At 67.6% G+C, this 26773-nt stretch carries 24 protein-coding genes, 4 tRNA genes and 1 pseudogene; 5 read left to right on the top strand and 24 right to left on the bottom strand.

What is annotated here, in order from left to right; genetic code table 11:
* Positions 1-259: 259 nt before the first annotated feature.
* Positions 260-3679: a phosphodiester glycosidase family protein gene (locus ACFQBT_RS03015; protein WP_377820317.1), complete on the top strand. Its 3420-nt coding sequence runs from the start codon at positions 260-262 to the stop codon at positions 3677-3679.
* A 60-nt stretch (positions 3680-3739) separates the two neighbouring features.
* Here the strand turns inward: ACFQBT_RS03015 and ACFQBT_RS03010 are convergent, their stop codons facing one another.
* The 10 genes and pseudogenes from ACFQBT_RS03010 to ACFQBT_RS02965 all read right to left on the bottom strand — a co-directional run bounded on the left by ACFQBT_RS03010 (position 3740) and on the right by ACFQBT_RS02965 (position 10779).
* The gene (locus tag ACFQBT_RS03010) at positions 3740-4144 is read right to left on the bottom strand and encodes an acyl-CoA dehydrogenase family protein (protein ID WP_377820316.1); all 405 of its coding nucleotides are present in this window, start codon (positions 4142-4144) and stop codon (positions 3740-3742) included.
* Entirely contained in the window at positions 4123-4824 is a 702-nt protein-coding gene (locus ACFQBT_RS03005; protein ID WP_377820315.1) for an acyl-CoA dehydrogenase family protein, read from the bottom strand. The genes ACFQBT_RS03010 and ACFQBT_RS03005 overlap by 22 nt, the downstream gene beginning before the upstream one ends.
* 23 nt (positions 4825-4847) lie before the next feature.
* Complete coding sequence (locus tag ACFQBT_RS03000) at positions 4848-6029, bottom strand: acyl-CoA dehydrogenase family protein (protein ID WP_377820314.1); 1182 nt, start codon at positions 6027-6029, stop codon at positions 4848-4850.
* A gap of 145 nt (positions 6030-6174) precedes the next feature.
* Entirely contained in the window at positions 6175-6567 is a 393-nt protein-coding gene (gene rplL, locus ACFQBT_RS02995; RefSeq protein ID WP_109683721.1) for a 50S ribosomal protein L7/L12, read from the bottom strand.
* 57 nt (positions 6568-6624) lie between these two features.
* The gene (gene rplJ, locus ACFQBT_RS02990; RefSeq protein WP_377820313.1) at positions 6625-7233 is read right to left on the bottom strand and encodes a 50S ribosomal protein L10; all 609 of its coding nucleotides are present in this window, start codon (positions 7231-7233) and stop codon (positions 6625-6627) included.
* A gap of 637 nt (positions 7234-7870) precedes the next feature.
* Positions 7871-8593, bottom strand: a complete 723-nt coding sequence (gene rplA / locus ACFQBT_RS02985) for a 50S ribosomal protein L1 (RefSeq protein WP_377820312.1) — start codon at positions 8591-8593, stop codon at positions 7871-7873.
* 176 nt (positions 8594-8769) lie between these two features.
* A pseudogene (rplK, locus tag ACFQBT_RS02980) lies at positions 8770-9197 on the bottom strand (50S ribosomal protein L11).
* Between the two features lie 93 nt (positions 9198-9290).
* On the bottom strand, positions 9291-10271 hold the full coding sequence (gene nusG / locus ACFQBT_RS02975; RefSeq protein WP_377820311.1) for a transcription termination/antitermination protein NusG: 981 nt from the start codon (positions 10269-10271) through the stop codon (positions 9291-9293).
* Positions 10272-10354: 83 nt separating this feature from the next.
* Entirely contained in the window at positions 10355-10621 is a 267-nt protein-coding gene (secE, locus tag ACFQBT_RS02970; protein ID WP_211310159.1) for a preprotein translocase subunit SecE, read from the bottom strand.
* Between the two features lie 85 nt (positions 10622-10706).
* Positions 10707-10779 (bottom strand) — tRNA-Trp (locus ACFQBT_RS02965).
* Positions 10780-10911: 132 nt separating this feature from the next.
* On the opposite strand from ACFQBT_RS02965, the gene ACFQBT_RS02960 reads away from it, so the two are divergent.
* Complete coding sequence (locus ACFQBT_RS02960) at positions 10912-11964, top strand: adenosine deaminase (RefSeq protein ID WP_377820310.1); 1053 nt, start codon at positions 10912-10914, stop codon at positions 11962-11964.
* Here the strand turns inward: ACFQBT_RS02960 and ACFQBT_RS02955 are convergent.
* From ACFQBT_RS02955 to ACFQBT_RS02915, 9 genes are all read right to left on the bottom strand, one after another.
* Positions 11930-13000: a UDP-N-acetylmuramate dehydrogenase gene (locus ACFQBT_RS02955; RefSeq protein WP_377820309.1), complete on the bottom strand. Its 1071-nt coding sequence runs from the start codon at positions 12998-13000 to the stop codon at positions 11930-11932. The genes ACFQBT_RS02960 and ACFQBT_RS02955 overlap by 35 nt on opposite strands.
* A complete protein-coding gene (locus ACFQBT_RS02950) occupies positions 12997-13407 on the bottom strand; it encodes a MaoC family dehydratase (protein ID WP_377820308.1) in 411 nt (136 codons plus the stop codon). The genes ACFQBT_RS02955 and ACFQBT_RS02950 overlap by 4 nt, the downstream gene beginning before the upstream one ends.
* A complete protein-coding gene (locus tag ACFQBT_RS02945; RefSeq protein ID WP_377820307.1) occupies positions 13407-13853 on the bottom strand; it encodes an FAS1-like dehydratase domain-containing protein in 447 nt (148 codons plus the stop codon). The genes ACFQBT_RS02950 and ACFQBT_RS02945 overlap by 1 nt, the downstream gene beginning before the upstream one ends.
* Before the next feature lie 80 nt (positions 13854-13933).
* Entirely contained in the window at positions 13934-14104 is a 171-nt protein-coding gene (rpmG, locus tag ACFQBT_RS02940) for a 50S ribosomal protein L33 (RefSeq protein WP_109683710.1), read from the bottom strand.
* Between the two features lie 90 nt (positions 14105-14194).
* Positions 14195-14268 (bottom strand) — tRNA-Met (locus ACFQBT_RS02935).
* A gap of 45 nt (positions 14269-14313) precedes the next feature.
* A tRNA-Thr gene (locus ACFQBT_RS02930) sits at positions 14314-14386 on the bottom strand.
* A gap of 194 nt (positions 14387-14580) precedes the next feature.
* Entirely contained in the window at positions 14581-15450 is an 870-nt protein-coding gene (locus tag ACFQBT_RS02925; RefSeq protein WP_377820306.1) for a MaoC/PaaZ C-terminal domain-containing protein, read from the bottom strand.
* Between the two features lie 18 nt (positions 15451-15468).
* Positions 15469-16839, bottom strand: a complete 1371-nt coding sequence (locus tag ACFQBT_RS02920; protein ID WP_377820305.1) for a 3-oxoacyl-ACP reductase — start codon at positions 16837-16839, stop codon at positions 15469-15471.
* Positions 16839-18119: an acetyl-CoA C-acetyltransferase gene (locus ACFQBT_RS02915; protein ID WP_377820304.1), complete on the bottom strand. Its 1281-nt coding sequence runs from the start codon at positions 18117-18119 to the stop codon at positions 16839-16841. The genes ACFQBT_RS02920 and ACFQBT_RS02915 overlap by 1 nt, the downstream gene beginning before the upstream one ends.
* A gap of 108 nt (positions 18120-18227) precedes the next feature.
* On the opposite strand from ACFQBT_RS02915, the gene ACFQBT_RS02910 reads away from it, so the two are divergent.
* Entirely contained in the window at positions 18228-18902 is a 675-nt protein-coding gene (locus tag ACFQBT_RS02910) for a TetR/AcrR family transcriptional regulator (RefSeq protein WP_377820303.1), read from the top strand.
* A gap of 47 nt (positions 18903-18949) precedes the next feature.
* Complete coding sequence (locus ACFQBT_RS02905; RefSeq protein WP_377820302.1) at positions 18950-20884, top strand: acyl-CoA dehydrogenase family protein; 1935 nt, start codon at positions 18950-18952, stop codon at positions 20882-20884.
* A 54-nt stretch (positions 20885-20938) separates the two neighbouring features.
* Here the strand turns inward: ACFQBT_RS02905 and ACFQBT_RS02900 are convergent.
* Positions 20939-21022, bottom strand: a tRNA-Tyr gene (locus ACFQBT_RS02900).
* A gap of 106 nt (positions 21023-21128) precedes the next feature.
* On the opposite strand from ACFQBT_RS02900, the gene ACFQBT_RS02895 reads away from it, so the two are divergent.
* Entirely contained in the window at positions 21129-21626 is a 498-nt protein-coding gene (locus tag ACFQBT_RS02895; RefSeq protein ID WP_109683704.1) for a YajQ family cyclic di-GMP-binding protein, read from the top strand.
* A gap of 6 nt (positions 21627-21632) precedes the next feature.
* Here ACFQBT_RS02895 and ACFQBT_RS02890 read toward each other — a convergent pair whose 3' ends face one another.
* From ACFQBT_RS02890 to ACFQBT_RS02875, 4 genes are all read right to left on the bottom strand, one after another.
* Positions 21633-23219 (bottom strand): dipeptide ABC transporter ATP-binding protein, encoded by a 1587-nt coding sequence (locus ACFQBT_RS02890; protein WP_377820301.1) that lies wholly within the window; start codon positions 23217-23219, stop codon positions 21633-21635.
* Positions 23216-24136, bottom strand: a complete 921-nt coding sequence (locus tag ACFQBT_RS02885; RefSeq protein WP_377820300.1) for an ABC transporter permease — start codon at positions 24134-24136, stop codon at positions 23216-23218. Before ACFQBT_RS02885 ends, ACFQBT_RS02890 begins: the two co-directional genes overlap by 4 nt.
* Positions 24133-25065: an ABC transporter permease gene (locus ACFQBT_RS02880; protein ID WP_377825328.1), complete on the bottom strand. Its 933-nt coding sequence runs from the start codon at positions 25063-25065 to the stop codon at positions 24133-24135. The genes ACFQBT_RS02885 and ACFQBT_RS02880 overlap by 4 nt, the downstream gene beginning before the upstream one ends.
* An 85-nt stretch (positions 25066-25150) precedes the next feature.
* Positions 25151-26704, bottom strand: coding sequence for an ABC transporter substrate-binding protein (locus ACFQBT_RS02875; protein WP_377820299.1), 1554 nt, complete (start codon positions 26702-26704; stop codon positions 25151-25153).
* Positions 26705-26773 lie beyond the last annotated feature (69 nt).

The following is a 26773-nucleotide window of genomic DNA, read 5'->3' as shown; positions in this document are numbered from 1 at the left end:
GCAGCGCAAAGCAATACCATACCCGATAAGGCAAGTGAAGTAAACCCGACGGAATTCCGGGGCCACGAGAGGCCACCGAGCCGTAAGGCCGATCCGTCGCTGCCCCCGCAGCGCGTCCCACGACTGTGCACCCGGCCACAGCCCTTCGTCAAGCACCCGCGCGGCCACCGGTGTTTGCACATTGTTTCCATCGCATCTCCCTGAATGGAAACAAATTTTCCTAGGCTCGATGCATCCGTCACCGGCCCCGGGAGAACCCATGACCGTCCGTCGCCCGTTCGTCAGCATGTTCAGTGCCGCCCTACTGGCACTGTTCACCCCCGGCCTGACCGGGCCACCCGCAGTCGCGCATGCCGAACCCGCCCGGTCCGCCGCCACCGGAGCCACCTCGCACGCCGAGCCCGGAAGCACCACGCACGCCGCGCCTGACAGCGTCCACCTCGCCGGGAGCGGCTCGGTCTACACCCAGCAGCGCCGTACGGCGATCGCTCCGGGCCTGGACCTGACCTCCTTCCAGCGGCTGGAGTCCGGCGGCTGGGTGACCGGCCACGTCATGACGGCCGATCTGCGAACCCCGAGCCTGTCGATGGACCTGGCAGACGGCGGCACGGTCTCGGCCGCCAACGACACCGTCTCCTCGTTCGCGACCGACGCGCACGCCGTGGCGGCGGTCAACGGCGACTACTTCGACATGAACGCCTCGGACGCCCCCGTCGGCACCGACATCTCGCCCACCGCAGGCGTGCGCACCCTAGGCGGTGCCGCCGCGCCCGCTCTCACGCTGGCCGGCGGCCGGGCGGCGATCACCAACCTCACCTCCGCCGCCGACGTCACGATCGACGGCAAGCGGATCCAGGTCGACGCAGTCAACTCCCCGACCTGGCACACGGGTCAGATCGGAGTATTCACGCCACTATGGGGCAGTTTCCCGGTCGGCCGGTTCCTTGCGGCTGCGGAACGGGTACGGGTGGTGCACGTGCGTGATGGCCGCATCACCGCGGTCGAGGACGACGCAGACGCCCTCAGCGCGCCTGCCGCGGCCGGCGAGACCCTGATCGTGGGCCGCGGTGCAGCGGCCAATCGGCTCAGCGCCGCAGCGACCGGGCACGGGGTCCACGTGACGCTCCGTGCCAATGCCGCGGTCAGCCTGGCCGTCGGCGGCAGCCAGGTACTGATCAAGGACGGCAGGGCGACCGGCGCGCAGCAGGTTGCCGCGGCGCGGACCGCCGTAGGCGTGAGCAAGGACGGCACCCGGCTGTGGATCGTGTCGGTAGACGGCAGGGTGGCCGACTCCCCCGGTCAGACGCTGGAACAGCTGACCGCGCTGCTGCTCGACCAGGGCGCCTGGCAGGCTCTGAATCTCGACGGCGGCGGCTCGACCACGCTGGTCGCCCGGCCGGCCGGCACCAGCGCGTTGCAACTGATCGACCGCCCGTCCGACGGCACCGAACGCAAAGTGACCAACGCCCTGGTGTTCCGCTCCAGTGCCCGCGGCCCCAGCAGCGGTGTCGCCGTGCGCACCGCACTCGACCCCGCCGCGGGGCTCGCGGTGAGCGGCTCCCACGACCTCCTGCCGGGGCTCAGTCGCACCATTGTGGCCACGGGGCTCGCCGCCGACTACTCGGCAACCGCACCCCGGGGCCGCTTCCTGCCGACAGGTTCCGTAGTGCGCACCGTTGGCGGCGACCGGCGCGGCCAGCTCGTCGTAGAGGCGGCGCGCCCTGGGTCGGCCACCGTCCGTTACCTGACGCAGGCCGGTCATCGCAGCGGGCAGTCCCAGGTCGATCTGCGGGTGCACGGACCGTTGATGCGGCTGGAGCCGTCGAGTGAGCTGGTAACCCTGGACGCGGACAGTGCCAGTGCACCGCTGTCGGTCTCGGCCCTGGACGCCGACGGTTTCCGCGTACCCGTGGAGACCCGCGACATCCGGGTCAGTGCCGGCCCCGGGTTGCGGGTACAACCCAGCAGTACCGCCGGACTGACGGTGACGGCCACCGCCCCCGGCACCCAGCAGGCTTCGTCGGTCACGCTCACCGTCCTGGGTCGCAGCCTCACCGTGCCCGTGGCCATCGGCGCCCAGGAGAAGGTGCTCTCGGGTTTCGAGGACGCCGCCTCATGGACCGGCACGACCGCCCGGGCGACCGGCAATGTCACCCCGACCAGCGGCCACGACGGCTCTGCCGGTCTGCGTCTTGACTTCGACTTCACCCAGAGCACCGCGACCCGGGGGATGTTCGCCAATCCCCCGGCGCCGATCGCCGTACCCGGCCAGCCGAAGGCCCTCACGCTGTGGATCAACGGCACCGGGAAAGGTGAGTGGCCCCGGCTGCAGGTGACCCGTGGTGACGGCACGGTCACCAACCTGGACGGAGATCACGTCGACTGGACCGGGTGGCGCAAGGTGACCTTCCCGGTCCCGGCCGGCACGTCGTACCCGCTGACCCTGACTGCTTTGCGGTTCATGGAGATCCGCTCCGACGCGTCGTACACCGACCAGCTCGCGGTCAGTGATTTGCGCGCCGTCCTGCCACCCGACGTCGCCCAACCACCGTCGTCCTGGCGCGCCGACCCGGCCCTGATCAGCCAGGGCGATGTCGATTCCCGGCCACTGCGCGTCGCCGTCCTCAGCGACACCCAGTTCGTCGCCCGGGACGGCGCGGACGGCCCGGTCGTGCAGGCCGGTCGACGGGCACTGCGCGAGATCGTCGCCGCCAGACCGGATCAGCTGTTCATCGTGGGGGACTTCGTCGACGAGGCGTCGCCGGCCGACTTCGCACTGGCGAAGGCGGTGCTGGACCAGGAGGTCACCGGCAAGGTGCCGTGGACTTACGTGCCGGGCAACCACGAGGTCATGGGCGGGCCGTTGTCGAATTTCACGTCCGTCTTCGGCCCGACGACGACCCACCGGGTCATCGATCACACCGCGTTCATCACCCTGGACAGTTCGTCCGGCACCCTGCACCCCGGGGGTACCGACCAGCTGCAGATGCTCGAGCAGCAACTGAGCGCAGCAGCCGCCGACCGCTCGGTCACCGGTGTCGTGGTCCTGCACCACCACCCCATCGTCGACCCGCAACCGGACAAGGCCTCACAATTGACCGACCGCGTGGAGGCCGCGGCTTTGCAGCGCACGCTCGCGCAGTTCCGCAGCCGCACCGGCAAGTCGGTCGCCGACGTGAACGGCCACGTCGGGATCTTCTTCACCGACTCCGACGCCGGGGTGACACGTGTGATCAACGGCAACTCCGGGAAGTCACCGTCCGGAACCCCGGCGCAGGGCGGGTTCACCGGGTGGTCGATGCTCGGCATCGATCCCGCGGCCGGGCGGGTCGGCGGCACGCCGGCGCCGGGCACCGCCCGCACCCGGTGGTTGCAGGTGCAGACTCACGCCCGCGTCGACAGCCTGAGCCTGCAGGCGCCGGTGGCAGTGCGGGTCGGCGGCAGTGGCACCGTCAGCGCGACCATCACCCAGGACGGCGACCGGAAGGTTCCCGTTACCTGGCCGGTGACGGCGACCTGGGGCGGCGACGGGGTCCGCGTGGGCAGCGACCGCGACCGACACGCGGTACTGCGCCTGGACCCCGCCACCGGCGCGATCACCGGCCTCCGGCCGGGGACGGCAACACTGACGGTCACGGTCAACGGCGCGCACGCCGCCGCCCGGGTGACGGTGCGCTGAGGACACATCGGCCCGCGACCCGGTGACGGGTCGCGGGCCGACGTGCGTGCCCGGGATGGATCAGCGCAGGACCGACACCTCGGCGTACTCACGCACCCGACCGGCCAACCGCGCGAGGTGGTAGGTGGTGTCACCCCAGGAGTGCTCGACCTCGGTGATGGCGCTGGTGTAGTGCCCCACCGCGTACTCCGCGGTCATGCCGATGCCGCCGTGCAACTGGATCGCTTCCTGTCCGACCAACCGGGCGTTGCGGCCGGCAACCACCTTCAGCCGGGACGCGGCCAGGTCATCGAGCGGGTCCGCGGCGAGCGCCATTGCGGTGTACAGCACACTGCTGCGGACCAGTTCGAGCGCGACGTACATGTCGGCGGCCCGGAAGGTGAGGGCCTGGAACGTGGCGAGCGGGACCCCGAACTGTTTGCGGGTCTTGAGGTAGTCCACGGTCAGGTCGAGCGCGGCCTGCATTGCGCCGAACGCCTCGCTCTCGACGGCCAGGATGGCCAGGTTGGCGGCGGCGCGCAGCGCCTCATCGGTCGCCGCACCCGGCTGCCCGAGGGTGCACCCGGCGTACTCTCCAGCGCCACCCGCTCCTGCCCACCGGTCTCGACGATGAACAGCCCGGTCTGCTCCCCCACCTTCGCCGCGACGATCGCGTGGCTCGCGTCGGGCGCGTACCGCACCGGCTCCTTGACCCCGTCCAGCAGCCAGGTGTCACCGTCCTGGCGGGCGGTCACGTCGTACGGCGTGAGGGACCACGCGCAGCCGGGCTCGGCGATCGCCGTGACCACCAGGGTGTCCCCGCCGAGCAGCGGCGCGAGCAACTGCTCGTGCTGCTGCGCCGAGCCCAGACGGGCCAGCAACGTGGCCGCGGCGAGCGCATCGGCGTACGGCGATTGGATCCGACCGCGACCCAGCTCGACGGCCGCGACGCTCACCTCGACCGCCGATGCATCGGCGCCGCCGAAGTCCTCGGCGAAAGGCAGCGCGATCAGGCCGGTTTCGGCGATAGCGGTCCACGTGGCCTTGTCCAGCGGCTGCGGCCCGGTGGCCACCTCGCCGCCGGTGGATTCGGGCTGGTGACGCTTGGCCAGTTCGGCGACCGCGTCACGAAGGGCGAGCTGTTCTTCTTCGAACGTGAAGTCCATGGTGAGTGCCTTTCTTCGCGGCGTTAGGCGCGCAGCCCGAGGATGCCGCCGGCGATGATCTGTCGTTGCACCTCGTTGGAGCCGCCGTAGATCGATGCCTTGCGGAAGTTGAGATAGGTGGGGGTGGCGTGTGCGGTCCACGCCTCGAGTGAGGTGTCCTCCGGCTGCTGCCACAGCAGCGATGCCGGGCCGGCGATGTCGGCGAGCAGTTCCAGGGCGTCCTGCTGCAACTGGGTGCCCCGCAGTTTCACGATCGACGACGCCGGGTCGGGTCGGCCCTCCTTGGAACCGGCAGCGACCCGGATCACGGTCAGTTCCAGGGCGGCGACGCCGGCTTCGAGTTCCGCGATGCGGGCCGCGACCAGCGGTTCGTCGAGGAGGGTGCCGGTGTGCGTACGAGTCTGCGCCGCACGGGCTTTGGCGCCCGCGAGCACCTTCTTGATACTCGCGACCGGAGCCACACCGACCCGCTCGTTACCGAGCAGGAATTTGGCGTAGGTCCATCCGGCGTTGACCTCGCCGACGAGCTGGTCGGCGGGTACGCGGACGTTCTCGAAGAAGACCTCGTTGACCTCGTGACCGCCGTCGATCAGCTTGATCGGTCGCACCGTGATGCCGGGGGTCTTCATGTCGATCAGCAGGAAGGAGATGCCCTGCTGCTTCTTGGGCGCCTGCGGGTCGGTGCGCACCAGCGCAAAGATCCAATCGGCGTACTGGCCCAGGGTGGTCCAAGTCTTCTGCCCGTTGACCACCCATTCGTCGCCGTCGAGAACAGCGGTCGTTCGCAGGCTGGCCAGGTCCGACCCCGCGTCCGGCTCGGAGAAGCCCTGGCACCACCAGATGTCGAGGTTGGCCGTCGCCGGCAGGAAGCGCTCCTTCTGCTCCTGCGAGCCGAAGGCGGCGATCACCGGGCCCACCATGTTGGCGTTGAACGCCAACGGCGGCGGCACACTGGCGGCCTGCATCTCCTGCAGGTAGATGTGCCGCTGCAGATCGGTCCAGCCGCGGCCACCCCATTCGGCCGGCCAGTGCGGCACGGCCAGCCCGGCGGCGTTGAGGGTCTGCTGCGCCTCGATGAAGTCCTTCGGGTCGACCTCACCTCCGGCGGCCCATCGATCACGCAGATCCTGCGAGACCTTCGTGGTGAAGAAGTCGCGCATCTCGGTTTGGAATGCGCGGTCCTCGTCGGTCAGTTCGAGTCGCATGGGCCCTCCAGAGTTCGGCTACTACCCACTGTAATGAGCCTGTGAGGGGGTCACCACGCAGGGGTAAGCGCTTGCTCAGTTCCCGGCGACACGAAAGGGCCCTCCCGGACGCATCCGGGAGGGCCCTTCGCAGGGAGGGGTTAGCTCACTTGAGCTCGACGCTGGCGCCGGCGCCCTCGAGCTGCTCCTTGGCCTTCTCGGCCGCGGCCTTGTCGACCTTCTCCAGAACGGGCTTGGGGGCGCCGTCCACGAGGTCCTTGGCTTCCTTCAGACCCAGAGAGGTCAGCGCGCGGACCTCCTTGATGACCTGGATCTTCTTGTCACCGGCGGCGGTCAGGATGACGTCGAACTCATCCTGCTCGGCGGCGGCAGCGGCGTCGCCGCCACCCGCAGCCGGGGCGCCCGCAGCGGCAACCGCAACCGGAGCGGCCGCGGTGACGTTGAAGGTGTCCTCGAATTCCTTCACGAACTCAGAGAGCTCGATCAGGGTCATCTCCTTGAAAGCGTCAAGGAGCTCTTCGGTGCTGAGCTTCGCCATGATTGGCGTCCTTTCGTTATGCCGTGAGTGGCTGGTTTAACTGGATTGAGCTGAGATTCAGCTCTCGTCGCCACCCTCGGCGACGTCTTCGGTGGCCTCGGCTGCCGCCGGGGCTTCTTCGGTAGCCGGTGCCGCATCGGCAACCGGACCCTCCTGCTCGACCTTCGCCCGCAGAGCATCGACCGTGCGAGCGGCCTGGTTCAGCGGAGCGGCGAACAGGTAGACAGCCTGGCTGAGCGAGGCGTTCATCGCCCCGGCCAGCTTGGCCAGCAGGGTCTCGCGAGACTCGAGGTTCGCAAGCTTGGTGATGTCACCGGCCTCGAGCGGCTTGCCGTCAAGCACACCGCCCTTGATGACCAGCAACGGGTTGGCCTTGGCGAAGTCGCGCAGGCCCTTGGCCGCCTCGACCGGGTCACCGGTGACGAAGGCGATCGCGGATGGACCCTGCAGCATGCCGTCGAACGCGGTGACTCCCGCGTCCTTGGCGGCGCGCTCGGTGAGCGTGTTCTTCACCACGGCGTAGGTCGCGTGCTCGCGCAGCGAGTTACGCAGCTCGGTCAGCTGCGCCACGGTCAGGCCGCGGTACTCGGTCAACACGGCCGCGCCCGACTCCCGGAACTTGTCCGTGAGTTCGGCAATGGCAGCGGACTTGTCAGCCTTCGCCATGCGGACCTCCTTCGTGGGTGTGCCGGTGGATCTGGCTGCACGAAAAGCCCCAGCGCAGATGCGCCAGGGCTCACGGGGTCTCCGCACGTCGTACGGGAAACGTGGTGCTCTTGCTCACCTGCGCAGGTCGCCGCTTCGTGCGGGCCTTCGGTCTTCGGGCGAACCCGGGAGACAACCGGCGGTCATTGGTGTTACCAGGGTACGGCGTGCGGCTGCTCCCCGCCAAATCGCTGCGGCTGGTCACATCGACGCGCGGAGGCGCGTGAGCAGACGCATGAGCAGATCAGCGGCAATCGACAGTCGGGCGGAAGAATTCCGGAGCGTACGACCGCTGGATTGCAGATCGCCGCTGTACTGATTGCGACTCGGGCTTGGATCAGGCGCACAACAGGGACTCTCGACCCGTCCGCGCGGCCACCACCCGAGGTACGCCCGCACAACAGGGACTCTCGACCCGTCCGCGCGGCCACCACCCGAGGTACGCCCGCACAACAGGGACTCTCGACCCGTCCGCGCGGCCACCACCCGAGGTACGCCCGCACTACAGGGACTCTCGACCCGGGCACGAAGCGGTACATACGCAGACGGGCCGCGAAGACCGGAGTCTTCGCGGCCCGTGCGCGATACCGAGGGACGATCAGGCGTTCGCCGGGGCGTCTTCCTCGAGCAGGTTGCGGGTCTTGTTGTAGTCCAACGGGATACCCGGGCCCATCGTGGTCGACATGGTCGCCTTGCTGATGTAGCGACCCTTCGAAGCGGTCGGCTTCAGACGCAGGATCTCATCGAGCGCCGCGGCGTAGTTCTCCACCAGTGCCTTCTCATCGAACGAAGCCTTGCCGATGATGAAGTGCAGGTTGGAGTGCTTGTCGACGCGGAACTCGATCTTGCCGCCCTTGATGTCGGACACGGCCTTGGCCACGTCCATGGTCACGGTGCCGGTCTTCGGGTTCGGCATCAGGCCACGCGGACCGAGGACCTTACCCAGACGACCCACCTTGCCCATCAGGTCCGGGGTCGCGACGACGGCGTCGAAGTCGGTCCAGCCACCGGCGACCTTGGCGATCAGGTCATCGGAGCCCACGAAGTCGGCGCCGGCGGCCTCGGCTGCGGCGGCCTTGTCACCGTTGGCGAAGACCAGCACACGGGCGGTCTTGCCGGTGCCGTGCGGCAGGTTGACGGTGCCGCGGACCATCTGGTCGGCCTTGCGCGGGTCGACACCCAGACGGAACGCGACCTCGACGGTCGAGTCGTACTTGGTGGTCGCCGACTCCTTGGCCAGACGGACCGCTTCCAACGGGCTGTAGAGCTCGTTGTGGTCGATCTTGCTCTCCGCGGCGCGGTAGGACTTGCTGCGCTTCATGATTTCTCCTTGAGATTTCGAAAGGGAGTTGTGGTTGTGCGGGCCAGCGCTCGGCCCAACCACGGACTACGGGTGAGCTCAGAGCTCAGAGTTCGTGGGAGCGACTTCTCGCACTCGGCTTCCGGCCGGCGGCTCGGCTAACGCCTCACCGACAACCTCCGCCTCGCGCTTCGTCGTCACTCCGTGTCGATACCCATCGAACGAGCCGTACCGGCGATGATCCGCTCGGCCATCTCGATGTCGTGGGCGTTCAGGTCGGCCATCTTCTGCTCGGCGATCGCACGGACCTGGTCCTTGCTCAGCTTCGCGACCTTGGTCTTGTGCGGCTCACCTGAACCCTTGGCGACGCCGGCGGCCTTCTTGATCAGCTCGGCGGCCGGCGGGGTCTTGGTGATGAAGGTGAAGGAGCGGTCTTCGTAGACCGTGATCTCCACCGGGATGACGTTGCCGCGCTGGGCTTCCGTCGCGGCGTTGTAGGCCTTGACGAACTCCATGATGTTGACGCCGTGCTGACCCAGCGCCGGACCGACGGGCGGGGCGGGGTGGCGGCGCCAGCCTGGATCTGCAGCTTGATGAAGCCGGAGACCTTCTTCTTGGGGGGCATGCTTGAGTTTCCTTACGTGGTGATGGGCCTACGCCATGGGCGATGACCCGGTTGCATTGCTCCGACCGGCTGGCCGAAGCGGGTGTCGGAGAATCAGATCTTGGCGACCTGGTTGAACGACAGTTCGACCGGCGTTTCGCGGCCGAAGATCGAGACCAACACCTTCAGTTTCGCAGTGTCGGTGTTGATCTCGGAAATCGTGGCGGGCAGCGTCTCGAACGGACCCTCCATGACGGTGACGGATTCGCCGACCTCGAAGTCGACCTCGACCGGAGCGGCCCCGCCGCTGCGGCTCGGGGTCGTCTTGGTGGGAGCCGGCGTCTCGCCCTCGGGAGTCTGGTCCTCGAAGACCGGGTTGAGCATCGTGACGACCTCGTCGATCGACAGCGGGCTCGGCTCGTGGGCGTTACCGACGAAGCCGGTCACGCCCGGGGTGTGGCGAACCGCGCCCCAGGAGTCGTTGGTCAGCTCCATCCGCACCAGCACGTACCCGGGCATCCGCACGCGGGTACCGGTCTTCGGCTGGCCGTTCTTGATCTCGCGGTACTCCTCCATCGGGACCTCGACCTGGAAGATGTAGTCCTCCATGTTGAGCGAGACGATGCGGGTCTCGAGGTTGGCCTTCACGCGCTTCTCGTAGCCGGCGTAGGAGTGGATGACGTACCAGTCGCCCCACTGTGACTTCAGGTCCGCGATGAACGCCTCACGCTGCTCCTCGGCGGTCAGCGCAACGGCCTCCTCCTCGGCCAGCGCAACGGCCTCCTCCTCGGTGGCCTCGGCCAGCTCGGGGTCGGCAGCCTCGTCGGCAAGAACCTCGGCCTCATCGGCAATCGCGTCGCGCTCAGCGTCGACCGCGAGTTCGGCCTCATCCTCGGCCACGGCCTCGTCGATGGTCTCGTCGTCGACCGGCTCGGCAGCCAGCTCTTCACCGGTGTCCGCGTCGTGGATGGCGGTCTCCTCGGCGTACAGCTCGGTGGTGTCGGTCGCCTCGGCCTGCTCGGAGTCGATATCGCCGTCCGCGACATCGAGATCGTTGTCGATCTCGTCGAGGTTCGGCGTCCACTGATCCGTCATGACCTTGCTTCCCTTGGTTGATTCGATTGGTTCGTGTCGCGGCGCGCACTCGCGCTGTCAGCGGCCCCTGAGCGGGGGCTGCGTCAGGAGGACGTGCCCGACGACCCGAAGATCCAGCTGACCAGGTGACTGAACAACTGGTCGAGCCCGACGACGTACGCCATGATCACGCAGATGAAAACCACCGCGATGACGGTGTAGTTCACCAACTCCTGACGCGTCGGGTAGACCACCTTGCGCATCTCGGCGATGACCTGGCGGATGAACAGCCAGATGCGCGAGAACAGCCCACGCTTCGCCGGCGTGGCGCCCTGCGCCTCACCGCGATCCGTCGTGCTGGCCTGCGTCACGTCGTCTGCTTCCGTCGATCGGTCCGGCGCCTCCGCGTGGAAACGCCGTCTGCCAGCCACCGCACGCTGCCGTGCGACGGCCTCGCAGGGCACGAGGGACTCGAACCCCCAACCCCCGGTTTTGGAGACCGGTGCTCTACCAATTGAGCTAGTGCCCTTCGAGGAAAACGGGCATGCCGAAACAGCCTGATGTTTTCATCGGTGTGTCAAGCATACGGGCCGCCCGGCCAAGTACCTAACCAGCGCTCATCCAAGCCTGGCCTGCCGCGCTCGGCAGTAGCGTCGTGGCCATGACCGGGCGCCGCGACCTGACGACCTTGCCCAAAGCGCATCTGCATCTGCACTTCACGGGTTCGATGAGCCTGCCCACGCTGCACGAGTTGGCTGCCGAGCGCGGCGTACGCCTGCCCGAGGCGCTCAAGAGCGGCTGGCCCCCGAAACTGTCCGGGGCCGACGAGCGCGGCTGGTTCCGGTTCCAGCGCTTGTACGACGCGGCCCGGGCGTGCGTGCGCGGCGAGGACGATCTGCGCCGCCTGGTCCGCGAAGCCGCGCAGGCCGACGCCGCCGAGGGCTCACGCTGGCTGGAGTTGCAGGTCGACCCCACGTCGTACGCCGGGCCGCTGGGCGGCATCTCCCCCGCCTTGGAGGTGATCCTCGACGAGGCCCGGGCCGCCGGCGCCGGGACGGGCACCGGGGTCGGCATCATCGTGGCCGCCTCCCGCATCCGCCATCCCCTGGATGCCCGGATCCTGGCCCGGTTGGCTGCGCGGTACGCCGGCCAGGGACCCGGTGAGGTCCTCGCGTTCGGGTTGAGCAACGACGAGCGGCGCGGCGACACCGATGACTTCGCTCCCGCCTTCGCCATTGCGCGGCGCGCCGGACTGGCCCGGGTGCCGCACGCCGGCGAATTGCTCGGCCCCGAATCGGTCACGCAGACCCTTGATGCACTGGCGCCGGACCGGCTGGGACACGGCGTGCGCAGTGTCGAGGACGCCGACGTGCTGGCCCGGATTGTCGATGAGGGCGTCGCCCTGGAGGTGTGTCCCCGCTCGAACATCGCGCTCGGTGTGTACGCCGATGCGGCGGAGGTGCCGCTGCACCAGTTGGTCGACGCGGGAGCCATGATCGCGCTCGGCGCGGACGACCCGTTGCTCTTCGGCAGCCGGTTGGTCGACCAGTATGAACTGGCCCGCGACCAGGGGTTCTCCGACGAGGGACTGGCCGACCTCGCCCGATCCTCGGTGCACGCCTCACTCGCGCCGCCGGCGACGAAGGCCGCGATCCTTGAGGAGATCGACGACTGGCTGACTACAACTCCAGACCCACCAGCACCGGTTCGTTGACCAGCGTCACCCCGAAGGTGTCCCGCACCCCGTCGCGCACCTGCCGAGCCAACGCCACGATCTGCTCGCCGGTCGCGCCGCCACGGTTGGTGATCGCCAACGGGTGCTTGGTTGACAGGGCCGCTGGGCCGGGCAGACCGTAACCCTTGCCGAAGCCGGCCCGTTCGATCAGCCACGCGGCCGGCAGCTTCACGAGGCCGTCCGGGGCAGCAAAGCGTGGTGGCGCCTGCCCCGCACGCTGCGCAACCTCGTCGGCGACGGCTGGCCGGACGATCGGGTTGGTGAAGAACGATCCGCAGGACCAGGTGTCCGGATCGTCGGCCTCCAGCACCATCCCGCGCCGCCTGCGCTGGACGAGGACCGCCTCGCGGACGTCGCCCAGGGGCGCCCGCTGGCCCTGTTCGATACTCAACTGGGCGGCCAGATCGGCGTACCGGACGGGGGTCGAGAGCGGCTGGGGGTGCAGTTGAAAGGCCACTTCGAGCACGACGTACCGGCTACCGAAGGGGTCCTTACGGGTGCGTTTGAAGATCGAGTCACGGTAGGCGAACTGTGCGTCGGCAGCCGCGAAGGTGCGGATCATCCCGGTGACTCGGTCGAGGGTGCGGACCTGCGCGATGGTCTGGGCTACCTCCTGGCCGTAGGCGCCGACGTTCTGCACCGGGGTGGCGCCGGCCAGGCCCGGGATCCCGGAAAGAGCTTCCAGGCCCGACCACTCCTGCTCGCAGGCGTAGGCGACGAAGTCGTCCCACGGCTCGCCCGCGGACACCCACACGTAGGCACCGCTGCATTCGTCCAAGGACTCGGTGCGCACGCCGGTGTTGGCAACCTGCACGACGGTGCCCGGGAAACCTGCTTCCCCGATGACGACGTTCGAGCCACCGGACAGCACCAACAGCGGTTCGTCAGCGTCGTCGACCTCGCGCACGGCATCGACGAGTTCATCGGTGGTCTCGGCGACGACGTACCGGCCGGCGGGGCCACCGACCCGCATCGTGGTGTGCTCGGTCAGCGGCTCCTGCGAGGTCTCCTTCACAGACGAACCGTCACGCTGGTCTTCGCCAGGACCTTCGCACCACCGGCCGTCGCGGTCAGGTCCACGGTCGCGATGCCGTCATCGATGCTCTTGACGAAACCGGTCACCTCGATCTGCGCTCCGCCCTCGTAGGGCACCGGCACGGGAGCGCTGAAGCGGGTGCTGTAGCCGGTGATCCGACTCGCGTCGCCGATCCAGCGGCCGACGATTTCACCGGCCGCGCCCATGGTCCACATCCCGTGCGCGATGACGTCCGGGAGGCCGACGCTCTTGGCGAACCGCTCGTCCCAGTGAATGACGTTGAAGTCGCCGCTGGCTCCGGCGTACCGGATCAATCGGGCTCGATCGACATCGACCGTGAGGGTCGGCAGTTGGTCACCCACGCTGATCCGGGTCAGGTCAATCATCACGCGTCACCTCGGATCACCAGGACGCTGCGCGCTTCGCAGACGGGTTCGCCGGCCGTGGTCTGGATGGCGGTGGACAAGGTGACCATCGAATGGCCGCCGGCAGAACGCACTGACTCCACCGTCGTCGCGGCACTGACCTCGTCACCGGCCACCAGCGGACGGTGGTGGGTGAAGGCCTGCTCACCGTGCACCAGTCGCGCGAAGTCGATCTCGGCCTCCGGGTCGAGGATGACGGCGCCCTCGGCACGTTGGGCGATCACGATCGCGAAGGTCGGCGGCGCGATCACGTCGGCGAAGCCGCGCTCTCGCGCCACCTGCGGGTCCGTGTGCGCGGGATCGGAGGCGCCCACGGCGGCAGTGAACTCACCGATCTTGGCCCGCGACACGACGTACGGGGAAATGGCTGGATAGGTGCGCCCTTGCACCGCTGGATTGACCGGCATGACCACAAATCTAACGAGTAGGCGGGCATGCGAAAGCGCCACCCCGGTGCCCGGGGTGGCGCTTTACGAAACCGGTGAGATCAGCGGGTTTCGCGGTGCGCGGTGTGCTTGCCGCAGCGCGGGCAGAACTTGGCCAGCTCAACCCGGTCGGGGTTGTTGCGGCGGTTCTTCTTGGTGATGTAGTTGCGCTCCTTGCACTCCGTGCACGCCAAAGTGATCTTCGGGCGAACGTCTGCGCTCTTGCTAGCCACGGGGCAACCTGCTCTCGGTGTTCTTGGTACGTACGGGTCCGGATGATCCGGACATTGCTGACGGGGTGGTCAGCAGTTGACTTGCGCCAGTAGCGGGGGCGGGGCTCGATCCCGCGACCTCACGATTATGAGTCGTGCGCTCTAACCAGCTGAGCTACCCCGCCTCGATCAACACCCGGGATGCTTCGCGCATTCCAGACGTTCATCAGAGCCCCCAAACGGAATCGAACCGTTGACCTTCTCCTTACCATGGAGACGCTCTGCCGACTGAGCTATAGGGGCCGGCTCCGCAGGCGCACAAATGTCCTTCTTCCGAAGGGATTTTGCGCGCTAGCAGCGCGTCGAAGAGGCTACCTCAGGTGGGCGGTGAACCTGAAATCGAGGCGGCGAGGAAGCCGTGAGCGGCCGCCTGAGGGGTTTGGAAGTGGTCGCCCCACGGCATGGTGTCCGCAGGGCAACCACTTCCAGAGCGCCGGTCATGTCAGCTGCCGCACGCTGCCGCGGACCAACTCGGTGCCCTTCTTCAGGTTGCGCAGCGACATCTCCCACGATCCGTCCTGCCCGCCAGGGTGCGCGACGAACTTCACCGTGCCGGGGATGGTGACCGGCTTGCGGAACTCCATCTGGGTCACGTACGCCGCGGGCAGGCGGGAGTCCAACGCCGCCAGCATCGCGGCCTGGCTCCACATCCCGTGGGCGATGGCCGTCGGGAAGCCCATGGCCTTCGCCGACAGGGCCGACATGTGGATGGGATTGACATCGCCGCTGACCCGGGAGAACTGCCGGCCGAGGTCGCCGGGCAGCCGCCAGATCGCGCCCGGGCCGTCGACACCATCACCGGAGTCGACCTTCTCCGGCACGTCCCCGGCGATCTTCTGGCCGCGGTAGAGGTACACCGCCAGGCCCTCCCAGACCAGCTCCTGGCCGACGTATCCGCGGGAGATGACGTCGACCTGGACACCGGCCCGGTGCGGCCGGGCGTTCTGCGCCCACGTCTCGAGCGTGAGCTCCTCAGTCAGCAGGACGGGCCGGTGCTGGGTCAGCCGATTGCTCAGGTGCACACTGCCCATCAGCGGATACGGATATCTCTTGTCAGCGAACAGCGTTGCCTGTAAAGGGAATACAAGATTGTGCAGGTAGGTGCTGGGGAGCTCGTTGAGCAACGGGAAACGGCACACGTGGTCGTAGTTCGCGAGCGCGTCGACGTCGACGGTGATCCCGGCCTGGCGGACCTTGAGGTCCGGCAGAGGTGCCTGACCGGTGCGGCCGCGCGAGGAGGCGACCGCACCGGCGAAGACCTTGGCGAGGACCGGCGTCGAGGCCAGCTCGATGGTGTCGGTCGGCATGGAGACAGACACGCCGGCTCAGGCGCCCAGTTGAGAGTGACCGCACACCCGCAGCACCTGGCCGGTCACCCCGGCCGAACCCGGCTCAGCGAGGAAGGCGATGGCCTCCGCGACGTCCACCGGCAGGCCACCCTGCATGAGGGCGTTGATCCGGCGGCCCACCTCACGGGTCGCGAACGGGATCTTGGCGGTCATCTCGGTCTCGATGAAGCCCGGAGCGACGGCGTTGATGGTGATCTGCCGGGGTGCCAGCTCAGGAGCCTCAGCCCGCACCAGACCCATGACGCCGGCCTTGGAGGCCGCGTAGTTGGCCTGGCCGCGGTTGCCGCCGATACCCGAGGTGGAGGCGACGCCGATGATGCGCCCGCCCTCCTTGAGGCCGCCGGGAAGCGACGGGTCGAGCAGCGTCGCGTTGATCGCCATCTCCGCTTTGATGTTGACCGCGATGACGCTGCCCCAGCGATCCTTGTCATCGTTGACGAAGAGCTTGTCGCGGGTGATGCCGGCGTTGTGCACGATCGCGGCCAGCTTGTCGCCCTTGCGCGCGACGGCCTCGGCGATCTTCGCCCCGGCGTCGGGAGCGGTGATGTCCAACTGCAGCGCGACGCCGCCGATCTTGTTGGCGACCTTGGCCAGCGACTCACCGGCGGCCGGGATGTCGACCACGATGACCGTGGCACCCTGCCGCGCGAAGACCTCGGCGATCTTGGCACCGATGCCGCGTGCGGCACCGGTCACGACGGCGACCTCGCCCTTCAGCGGCACCCGCCAGTCCTCGACCTCGGGCACCGGAGCGGCACCGACGCGCAGGGGCTGGCCCCCGACGTACGCCGATCGGCTGGACAGGAAGAACCGCACCGGCGAGGCGAGCACCTCGGGCTCGTCGAAGGCGTCCCGGGACAGCCAGATCAGGTTGGCCGTGGCGCCGCGCAGCAGTTCCTTGCCGATCGACCGCATGATGCCCTCGAGCGCCTGCTGGGCGGCCGCGGCCTCGGGATCGTCCTGCTCGGCCGGCGGCGTGGCGATGATCAGCGCGCGGGCGCTCTTGCCCAGCGCCTTGACCGCGGGAGCGAAGGTCGCCCGGAACGACTCCAGGTCGTCGATGGTGCGAATGCCCGTGGCGTCGTAGACCGCCGCGCCGAGGGAGCCCTTGTCGTACGTTGACTCGGGGGTCGCGGTGAGGACCGCGGCGCCCGAGGACTCGACGATCGAGGTCAGGGCCTTCGCGATGTTGCCGCCGTCGAAGGAGCCGATCGCGACGGGTCCGGTGGTGAGGTCCTGGCCGGGCTCGTAACGGCGCAGCACCGGCGGCTTGGGCAGTCCGACCGTGCCGGCGATCTTCCGGCCGAGCGGGTTCTTGTTGACGAAGTTGCTGTAGTTGTCAGCCATCACACTGCCTCCAGAATCGCGACGACGCCCTGGCCACCTGCGGCGCAGATGGAGATCAGCCCGCGGCCGGAGCCCTTCTCATGCAGCATCTTGGCCAGCGTGGCCACGATGCGGCCGCCGGTGGCGGCGAACGGGTGGCCTGCGGCCAGCGACGAGCCGTTGACGTTCAGCTTGCTGCGATCGATGGAGCCCAGCGGCGCGTCGAGACCCAGGCGCTCCTTGCAGAACTCCGGGCTCTCCATGGCAGCCAGGTGACACAACACCGTGGCGGCGAAGGCCTCGTGGATCTCGTAGAAGTCGAAGTCCTGCAGCGACAGGTTGTTGCGTTTCAGCAGCCGAGCGATCGCGTAGGGCGGGGCCATCAGCAGACCCTCGGCGCCGTTGACGTAGTCGACCGCGGCAGCCTCTCCGTCGACGAACCGGGCCAACGGCTCGATGTGGTGCTCGTCGGCCCACTCCTTCGAACCGAGCAGCACCGCCGAGGCCCCGTCGGTCAGCGGGGTGGAGTTGCCGGCCGTCATGGTCGCGCCCTCGCCCTTGCCGAAGACCGGCTTGAGCTTGGCCAGCTTCTCGACCGAGGTGTCGGGACGCAGGTTGTTGTCCTTGCTGACCCCCAGGTAGGGGGTGATCAGGTCGTCGAAGAAACCGCGGTCGTAGGCAGCGGCGAGATTCTGGTGGCTCCTGACCGTCAGCTCGTCCTGCGCCTCGCGGGTGATGCCCCACTCCTTGGTGGTGATCGCCTGGTGGTCACCCATCGCCAGTCCGGTGCGCGGCTCGGCGTTCTTGGGTTGCTCCGGAGCCAGCTGGCCGGGGCGGATCTTGGTCAGCGCCTTGATCCGGTCGCCGGTGGACTTGGCGTAGTTGGCCTTCATCAGGGTGCGACGCAGGTCGTCGTTCAGGGCCAGCGGAGCATCGGAGGTGGTGTCGGAGCCGCCGGCGATCGCCGAGTCGATCTGCCCGAGGGCGATCTTGTTGGCGGTCAGGATCGCGGTCTCCAGGCCGGTGCCGCAGGCCTGCTGCACGTCGTACGCCGGGGTGGTCGGCGAAAGGTGGGAGCCGAGCACCGACTCACGAGTCAGGTTGAAGTCGCGGGCGTGCTTGATGACCGCGCCCGCCGCGACCTCGCCGAGTTGCTCGCCGCCGAGGCCGTAGCGGGCGACCAGGCCGTCGATGGCGGCGGTCAGCATGTCCTGGTTGGACGCCTTGAGGTATTTACCGCCCGAACGGACGAACGGAAGGCGGTTGCCGCCGAGGACATAGACGTCACGTGGACTGCTCATCGCAGGTCTCCTGATGATGGACGGGCCCCGGAGGGGCGTAGTGGCCGGGGGCATTTTTACCGATACCGAGAGTAGCAGGTACGCCGGGTTTCGGATACTGTGGGCACCATGTCCACTACCGATTCGGCGACCCGCCCCGACGGACGGGACACCCGTTGGACGGCGCATCGCGCCGAGCGCCGACGAGAACTCATCGAGGCCGCGCTGCGTGCGATCCGGGCTCACGGTGCCACGGTGGGGATGGACGAGATCGCCGCCGAGGCCGGTACCTCCAAGACCGTGATCTACCGCCATCTCGGCGACCGGCTGGGGCTGTACCTGGCGGTCTGCGAGGCCGTCGACGACATCATCCTGGGCGACTTCGGCAAAGCCATGTCGGCCAGCGGGATCCAGATCGGCACCGACGATCTCTTCGAGGGTGACCCCTACGACGTCCTGGTCGCCGTCATCGGGTCCTACCTGTCGCTGGTCGAACGGGATCCGGAGGTCTACCGCTTCGTCACCCGGCGCCCGCTGGTCGACCTGCCGCCGGAGACCGACCCGGTGATCGGCCTGACCGACGCCATCGCGGATTCCCTGACCGACATCTTCCGGACCGCGTTGTCGGCCCGCGGCGAGGACACCGGCGCCGCTGACAGTTGGGCGCACGGCCTGGTCGGGTTCGTGCGGGAGGCCGCGGACCGCTGGCTGGCCGACCCCGAGCGTCAGCCGCGCGAGGAGGTCGTACGGCACCTGGCCCGGTTCGCCAGCGTCGGACTGAGCGGCGTCCTGGACCTGCACTGAACCGCTGACCCATGGATCACCCGTGGGCGATACGAGAGGGTAGATCAATGTCGAGCACCCTGACCGAGACCGCTGCGCCCGCCGACGCCCGCGCCGACGAACTGCGTGCCCTGCTGGACGGGCCGTGGCGCGAATTGCGCGACCGCTTCCGTGCTGAGATCGAGCCGCAGATGGTCCTGGCCGAGCCGGGACGGTCGATCGAGGAGAATCGTGCCCGAGTGACCCGACAGTTACTGTCACTTGCCGAAAAAGGTTACGGCCGAGTGGGATTCCTGACCGAGTACGGCGGCGAGTACGACTACGGCGCATCGTGCGTTCTGTTCGAGATGCAGGCGTACGGCGACCTGTCCTTGACGGTGAAGACCGGGGTTCAGTTCGGGCTCTTCGGCGGCGCGGTCCAGCGGCTGGGCACCCAGCGCCACCACGCGGCGTACCTGGAAGACATCATGACCGGCAAGCTGCTGGGGTCGTTCGCGATGACCGAGGAGGGCCACGGCTCCAACGTGCAGCGACTGGAAACGACGCTGACCTACGACGTCGACGCCGGCGATTTCGTCCTGCACTCCCCCACGCCCAGTTCGATCAAGACCTACATCGGCAACGCGGCGCGGGATGCGCAGATGGCAGTCGTCTTCGCCCAGTTGGTCGTGCCGGCGGGCGCTCAGGGCGTGCACGCCGTCCTGGTGTCCGTGCGCGACGGTGACGGTAGACCGTTGCCCGGCGTGACGATCGGCGACAACGGCCCGAAGGCCGGCCTGCCCGGCGTGGACAACGGGACGTTCCTCTTCGATCAGGTCCGGGTGCCCCGCGAGAACCTGCTGAACGCCTACGGCGACGTCGCCGCGGACGGCAGCTACACCTCGCCGATCAAGGGCGAGAACAAGCGGTTCTTCACCATGCTGGGCACGCTGGTGCGCGGCCGGGTATGCGTTGGCGGCGGCGCCGCGGCCTCGGCGAAGAAGGCCCTGGTGATCGCGTTGCGTTACGGCACGCGGCGTCGGCAGTTCGAGGCGCCGAGTGGTGAGCAGGAGAACGTGATCCTGGATTACCTTGCCCACCAACGCAAACTGTTCCCCCGCCTCGCCCGCTCGTATGCGCTGTCCTTCGCGCAGAACGAGCTGACTTCTCGCTTGCAGGCCCTGCAGGGTGAAGGCGCGCAACCCGACGAGCAGGGCCAGCGCGAGCTGGAGGGCCTGGTGGCCGGGATGAAGGCGCTGAGCACCTGGCATGCCATCGACACCATCCAGACCTGCCGTGAGGCGTGCGGCGGTGCGGGCTACATCAGCGAGAACGAACTGGGCCAGATGCGCGCCGACACCGATGTCTTCGCCACCTTCGAGGGCGACAACACCGTGCTGTTGCAACTGGTCGCCAAGGGTTTGCTCACCGAGTACAAAGAGACGTTCTCGGACTTGGACGCGGCCGATCTGGTCGGGCTGATCACCCGGCAGGTCGGAAACACCCTCGTGGAGAAAACAGCCGGGCGGGCGGGACTGCAGAAGCTGGTCGATGCCGTCACCCCTCGCAACGACGAGACGGCGCTGGACAACCGCGGGTGGCAGTTGTGGATGTTCCGCGAGCGCGCCGACCACCTCCTGGAGACGGTCGGGATGCGGCTGCGCCGGGCAACCCGCGAGAACGCCTTCGAGCTGTTCAACAACGCTCAGGACCACGTGCTGGCCGCGGCCCGCGCCTATATCGAGGAGTTCATCCTCACCGAAGCGACCGCCGCATGGCAGGACATGCCGCAAGGACCGGCCCGCGACATGCTCAGCAAGGTGATCGACCTGTACGCGCTGTCCTCCATCGAGACCGACAAGGGATGGTTCCTCGAGCACGGCCGCCTGACCGACAAGCGATCCCGGTTGGTGACCGCGACCGTCAACGACCTGTGCCAGGCCCTGCGGCCGGAGGTCGACACGTTGACCCGGGCACTCGGCGTACCCGAACAGTTGATCGTGGCGCCGATCGTGCGGAACTAGCGCGGAGCACGACGAAGGCCCGGCCACCTCTTGGTGGCCGGGCCTTGCTGCGTCTGGTGCCAGGTGAAGGATTCGAACCTTCGTAGCTTTCGCGACGGATTTACAGTCCGCTCCCATTGGCCGCTCGGGCAACCTGGCGCGATGGACGCGGGACCGAGGATAACAAGTGACGCCGGGTCGGAGCGAATCCTCCCGTCGCGGGATACTGAGGGCAGACCCGACCGGTAGCAAAGGAGCGCACACCATGGCCGATTCCTCGTTCGACATCGTCAGCAAGCTGGACAGCCAGGAGATCAACAACGCCGTCAACCAAGCGGCGAAGGAGATCAGCACTCGGTACGACTTCAAAGGTGTCGACGCCGAGGTCAGCCTGTCCGGGGAGAAGATCTTGATGAAGGCCAACAGCGAGGAACGCACTCTTGCGGTCCTGGACGTGTTGCAGAGCAAGCTGATCAAGCGCGGTGTGTCCCTGAAGGTCCTGGACCTGTCCAACGACGGGGAGCCGAAGCTGTCCGGCAAGGAGTACCGGCTCGAAGCGGCCCTCAAGGAGGGCATCAGCCAGGAGGACGCCAAGAAGATCTCCAAGATCATCCGCGACGAAGGCCCCAAGTCGGTCAAGGCCCGCATCGAGGGTGACGAACTGCGGGTCACCTCCAAGTCGCGGGACGACCTGCAGGAAGTGCAGCGCCTCCTGAAGGCCGCGGATCTGGACGTGGCGTTGCAGTTCACCAACTACCGGTAACCGCTGTCAGCCGACCGGGCGCTCCGGCAGTACGGCGTCCAGCAGCGTCCGGGTGTAGTCCGACTCGGGCGCGTCGAAAAGCTCCGCCGCGGAACGGTATTCCTGTGTCTTGCCGTTCTGCAGCACCAGCACGTCGTGGCTCATCTGTTGCACGATGGCCAGATCGTGCGCGATGAACAGGTACGTCAAGCCGAGGTCGACCTGCAACCGGGTGAGCAACGCCAGGACCTTGGCCTGGATCGACACGTCCAGTGACGCGGTCGCTTCGTCCAGGATCATCACCGAGGGCTCCAGCGCCAGCGCCCGAGCGATCGAAACCCGCTGGCGCTGCCCGCCGGACAGCTCGTGCGGGTAGCGCTGCGCCATCTGCGCTGGCAGCTCCACCAGACCCAGTAATTCGCGGATCCGCTCGTCGCGAGAACCCTTGTGCAGGCCGTGCACGATCAGCGGCTCGGCGATCGAATCCTGCACGCGCGCTTTGGGATCCAGTGACGAGAACGGATCCTGGAAGACCATGGCCAGCTTGCGGCGTACCTGACGGGAACGCCGCTTGCCCAACAGCTCGTCGCCCTCCAGGACGGCCGATCCCGCGTCCGCCGCAACGATGCCGGTCAGCGCGTTGGCGATGGTGGATTTACCCGAGCCGGACTCCCCTACGATGCCGAGGGTGTGCCCGCGTCGCAGGGTGAACGACACGTCGTCGACCGCGTGCACTTCTTCCTTGCCGCTCGGCGTACTCACGGAGAACCGCACGTCGAGTCCGGACACCTCCAGCACCACCGGTTGCTCCGGATCCGCCGGCGCCGGATGGTGTTTGCCGATGACGGGCCGTGCTTGCAGCAACTCCTGGGTGTAGGCGTCGCTGGGATCGTCGAGCAGTTCCAGGATCGGGCGGTGCTCGATCGCGTCGCCGTGGCGCAACACCAACACGTCCTCCGCGACGCGGCTGATCACGCCCAGGTCGTGACTGATCCAGACGACGGCGGTCCCGGTGCGTTGCTGCAGGTCCTTGACCAGGTCGATGATCTGGGCCTGGGTGGTCACATCCAGTGCCGTCGTGGGCTCGTCGGCGATCAACAGCTCGGGGTCGTTGGCCAGCGCGATGGCGATCATCACCCGCTGGCGCTGGCCGCCGGACAATTGGTGCGGGTACGCCGAGAGCCGGGCCTCCGGCTTCGGGATCCCTACCGCTTCGAGCAGCTCCAGTGCTCGCGCACGAGCCTCTCGGCGACTGGCGTGCCGGTGCACCTCGATCGGCTCGGTGATCTGCCGCTCCAGGGTGAGCAGCGGGTTGAGCGAGGTGGCCGGATCCTGGAAGACGAAACCGACCGTGTTGCCGTGCACCGCCCGCAGCGCCGCCGGCGAGGCACCCACCAACTCCTGCCCGGACAGTTTGCTCGAGCCGGTCACCCGGGAGGCCGGAGCATCGAGCAGACCGGTGGCGGCCAGCACGGTCAGCGACTTACCGGATCCGGACTCTCCCACGATGCCGAGCGTCTGGCCCTTCTGGACCGCGAACGACACGCCGTGCACGATCTCCCGTCGGCCGATCGCGACCTTGAGGTCACGGACGTCGAGGACCACCTCGCTCATCGGCGCTTCCTCGCTTCCATGATCGAGCGTTGCTTGGGATCCATGACGTCCCGCAGACCGTCACCGACGAGGTTGAACGCCAGGACGGTGATGAAGATCGCGGCGCCGGGGAAGACGCTCATCCACCACGCCTGACCGACGAATCCCTGTGCGTCGTAGAGCATCCGGCCCCACGAGGGTTGCGGCGGCTGCACTCCGAGACCCAGGAACGACAGGGCGGCTTCGGACAGGATGGCGAAGGCCAGCGACAGTGACGTCTGCACCATCAACGGAGCCGCGATGTTGGGCAGGATCCGCTTCAACAGGATCCGCCACGTCGGAGTGCCCATCGTCTGGGACACCTGCACGAACGTCTCCGTGCGCGCGGACAGGGTGCTGGCGCGCGCGACCCGCGCGAAGATCGGGGTGTAGACCACCCCGATCGCCAGGGTGGTGCTGGCCACGCTCGGACCGAGGATCGCGATGATGGCCAGGGCCAGCAGGATCACCGGGAAGGCGAACATCACGTCCACGATCCGCATCAGCACCGCATCGACCCAGCCACCGACGTAGCCCGACACAATGCCCAGGGTCACCCCGATCACGAACGCGAAAAGCACTGATACGACAGCGACTTGGATGGACACGCGGGTTGCGACCAGGATCCGCGAGAAGATGTCGCGACCCAGGTCGTCGGTGCCCAGCCAGTGCGCGCCGGACGGTCCCTGCAGCGCCCGCGGCACATCGATCTCGTTGATCCCGTACGGCGCGATCCACTGACCGATGACGGCGATGATCACGACCGCCACCAGCACCAGGACGCTGATCAACGTGATCGGGTTGCCGATCAGCAGCCGCCAGGCGGGGATCCGCAAATCCTCCTCGACCACGTCGTCCTCGGGCTCGACCGGCCCGACCTCTAGGGGGCTGAAGGTCATGACAGACGGATCCTCGGATCGACCAGGGCGTAGATGACGTCCACGATGAAGTTGACCAGCAGGAACATCGCCGCGATCAGCAGGATCGAACCCTGGATCAGCGGGTAGTCGCGGTTCTGTACCGCCGTGTACACCAGGTTGCCCAGTCCGGGCCAGGCGAAGACGACCTCCACCACCAGTACGCCACCGAGAATGGTCGCCAGTTGGATACCCGTGATGGTGACGATCGGGATGAGCGCGTTGCGCACGATGTGCCGGAAGGTGACCATCCGCGGCGGCAGGCCCTTGGATCTGGCGGTGCGTACGTAGGACATGGACCGTACGTCGAGCACGGCCGAGCGCACGTACCGCGTCATGATCGCACCCGCGACCAGACCGACCGTGGCACCGGGCAGGATCACGTGCTTGAGCCAGTCCACCGGATCGTCGGTGATGGCGGTGTAGCCCGACGAGGGCAACCACCCCAGCTTGGCCGAGAACAGGCTGATCAGCAGTAGACCCATCCAGAAGTCCGGCACCGAAACACCGAATTGGCTTGCCAACCGGATCAATCCGTCTCCGACACCGCCCTCGTGCATCGCCGCCCAGACCCCTGCCACCAGCGAGATGGCCAAGCCGATGATGATCCCGACGACGGCCAGCGAAATGGTTGCCGGCAGCCGGGACAGCAGCGCCGTCGTGACGGGCTGACCGGACCGGAAGCTGACCCCCAGGTCGCCGGTCACGGCGTGCCCGACGTACTGGAAGTACTGCACGAGCAGTGGTTGGTCGAGCCCGGATGCCTGCCGCAACGCGGTGTACGCCTCGGGCGTGTATCGCGTGCCGAGGGCGATCCGCACCGGATCACCGGGCACCAGGTGCACGATCGAGAACGCCAGGATGCTGACCCCGAAGAGCACGATGACCGAATAGATCAGTCGTGTCCGCAGGAAACGCAGGAGGCCGGCCCCCGCACCTCGCGGCGCCCCTTGTCGGGAGCGTCGCTGGGTGTCGGGGTGGCCGGCTCCGTGACCGTCACTGGCTGATCGACGCCGAGCCGAAGCGGATGGCTTTGTCGCTGCGCGCTTCGTACCCGGTCAGTTTCGGCGACCACGCCTGGATGACCGCGGGGTTGTAGAGGTAGATGTAGCTCGCCTCGTCCGCCACGATGGTCGCCGCCTTGGCGTAGTCGTCCTTGCGCTTGGCCTGGTCGGTCTCGATCGCGCCGGCGTCGAGCAGCTTGTCGACCTCCGCGTTGGAGTAGTGCTGGAAGTTGAACGACTGGTCGGTGCGCTGCTGGGAGAAGTAGTACTCCGCCGGGTCGATGTTGCCGATCCAGCTCATCATGTACATGTCCCAGTTGCCTGCGCCCTGGTCGGACAGGAAGGTCGCGAAGTCGACCGTTTTGATCTTCACGTTGATGCCGTACGGCTGGAGCGCGCTGGCGATGATCTGCGCCGTGGTCACCGTCTCCGGGTAGTCCGAAGTCGCCATGAAGTTGATCGTGCCGCCCTTGTAGCCGGCCTGGGCGAACAATGCCTTGGCCTTGTTCTCGTCCTTGGAGTACTTGTCGTACTCGGTGTACCACTGCGACTGCTTGGGAATCGCCAACTGGTTCGGGGTCCCCGTGCCGTAGGTAGTGGCCTGCACGATGGCCTGACGGTCGATCGCCCATGCGATGGCCTGACGCACCGCGACGTTGTTGAAGGGCGCGTGCTTCTGGTTCATCGTCAGGTATTGGTAGTCGTTGCTCGGCACGACCGCCGTCTTCACCGCCGAATTGCCTTGCAACCCCTTGACCTGTTGCGGCGGAATGACATCCGTCCACTGGATCTCGCCGTTCTTCAACGCCGTGATCGCGGTGTTGCCGTCGGAGATGAACCGGTAGGTCACGGAGGCCAGCTTGGGCTTGGTACCCCAGTAGTTGGCGTTCGGCTTCAGCGTGATGTGGTCGCCGCTGACCCAGTCGGACACCACGAACGGTCCGCTGCCGATCGGGTCGCGGCCGATCTTGTTGCCGGTGACATTCTTCTCCTCGACGATGCCGACACCCTTGAAACCGCCGATGAGGGTCAGCAGGTTCGGGGTCGGCGTCTTGACCTTGATCTCGACGGTCTTGTCGTCGGGTGCGCTCACCGAGGTGACCGAGGCGAAACGCCACGATGGGGACAGCTTGCCCTTGATTATCCGGTTGTAGGTGTAGGCGACGTTCTGAGCGGTCAGCGGCGTGCCGTCGGAGAACTTCACCCCGTCGCGCATCGCGAACGTCCAGGTCAGCTGATCGCTCGACGTCTTCCACGAGGTGGCCAGGTCGGGCTGCATCTGCCCCTTGGCGTCCGGCGCTACGAGCGTGTCGTAGACGTTCTCCAGCACCTCGAAGGAGGCGTACGACGAGGTCTTGTTCGGGTCCAGTTGGTCCGGTTCAGCCGAGATCGCCGCCGTCAGAGCGCCGCCGCCGTTGGCGGCCGCATTCCCGCCTGCGGGGGCGGATCCGGAGCCGGACCCGTTCAGGTCGACACCGCCGCCGGACGAACAGCCGGCCAGGGCTACCGCTCCCGCGGCCACAGCCGCGATCAGGATTTTGCGCATGAGCTCTCCCACGATCAGTTTGCTGATTGTTCATCAGTATGTGACGTACGGACGCCGGCCACAATGATT

The sequence above is a fragment of the Branchiibius cervicis genome, from assembly GCF_042661605.1.
Taxonomy (GTDB): domain Bacteria; phylum Actinomycetota; class Actinomycetes; order Actinomycetales; family Dermatophilaceae; genus Branchiibius; species Branchiibius cervicis.
This window is presented reverse-complemented; position numbering and strand designations above follow the sequence as displayed.

Bases quoted from the DNA above. Each gene is read 5' to 3' on its own strand.
- ACFQBT_RS03015 (WP_377820317.1), top strand. From the start codon at position 260: ATGACCGTCCGTCGCCCGTTCGTCAGCATGTTCAGTGCCGCCCTACTG.
- ACFQBT_RS03010 (WP_377820316.1), bottom strand. From the start codon at position 4,144: ATGCAGGCCGCGCTCGACCTGACCGTGGACTACCTCAAGACCCGCAAA.
- ACFQBT_RS03005 (WP_377820315.1), bottom strand. From the start codon at position 4,824: ATGGACTTCACGTTCGAAGAAGAACAGCTCGCCCTTCGTGACGCGGTC.
- ACFQBT_RS03000 (WP_377820314.1), bottom strand. From the start codon at position 6,029: ATGCGACTCGAACTGACCGACGAGGACCGCGCATTCCAAACCGAGATG.
- rplL (WP_109683721.1), bottom strand. From the start codon at position 6,567: ATGGCGAAGCTCAGCACCGAAGAGCTCCTTGACGCTTTCAAGGAGATG.
- rplJ (WP_377820313.1), bottom strand. From the start codon at position 7,233: ATGGCGAAGGCTGACAAGTCCGCTGCCATTGCCGAACTCACGGACAAG.
- rplA (WP_377820312.1), bottom strand. From the start codon at position 8,593: ATGAAGCGCAGCAAGTCCTACCGCGCCGCGGAGAGCAAGATCGACCAC.
- nusG (WP_377820311.1), bottom strand. From the start codon at position 10,271: ATGACGGATCAGTGGACGCCGAACCTCGACGAGATCGACAACGATCTC.
- ACFQBT_RS02960 (WP_377820310.1), top strand. From the start codon at position 10,912: ATGACCGGGCGCCGCGACCTGACGACCTTGCCCAAAGCGCATCTGCAT.
- ACFQBT_RS02950 (WP_377820308.1), bottom strand. From the start codon at position 13,407: ATGATTGACCTGACCCGGATCAGCGTGGGTGACCAACTGCCGACCCTC.
- ACFQBT_RS02945 (WP_377820307.1), bottom strand. From the start codon at position 13,853: ATGCCGGTCAATCCAGCGGTGCAAGGGCGCACCTATCCAGCCATTTCC.
- ACFQBT_RS02925 (WP_377820306.1), bottom strand. From the start codon at position 15,450: ATGCCGACCGACACCATCGAGCTGGCCTCGACGCCGGTCCTCGCCAAG.
- ACFQBT_RS02920 (WP_377820305.1), bottom strand. From the start codon at position 16,839: ATGGCTGACAACTACAGCAACTTCGTCAACAAGAACCCGCTCGGCCGG.
- ACFQBT_RS02915 (WP_377820304.1), bottom strand. From the start codon at position 18,119: ATGAGCAGTCCACGTGACGTCTATGTCCTCGGCGGCAACCGCCTTCCG.
- ACFQBT_RS02910 (WP_377820303.1), top strand. From the start codon at position 18,228: ATGTCCACTACCGATTCGGCGACCCGCCCCGACGGACGGGACACCCGT.
- ACFQBT_RS02905 (WP_377820302.1), top strand. From the start codon at position 18,950: ATGTCGAGCACCCTGACCGAGACCGCTGCGCCCGCCGACGCCCGCGCC.
- ACFQBT_RS02895 (WP_109683704.1), top strand. From the start codon at position 21,129: ATGGCCGATTCCTCGTTCGACATCGTCAGCAAGCTGGACAGCCAGGAG.
- ACFQBT_RS02890 (WP_377820301.1), bottom strand. From the start codon at position 23,219: ATGAGCGAGGTGGTCCTCGACGTCCGTGACCTCAAGGTCGCGATCGGC.
- ACFQBT_RS02885 (WP_377820300.1), bottom strand. From the start codon at position 24,136: ATGACCTTCAGCCCCCTAGAGGTCGGGCCGGTCGAGCCCGAGGACGAC.
- ACFQBT_RS02875 (WP_377820299.1), bottom strand. From the start codon at position 26,704: ATGCGCAAAATCCTGATCGCGGCTGTGGCCGCGGGAGCGGTAGCCCTG.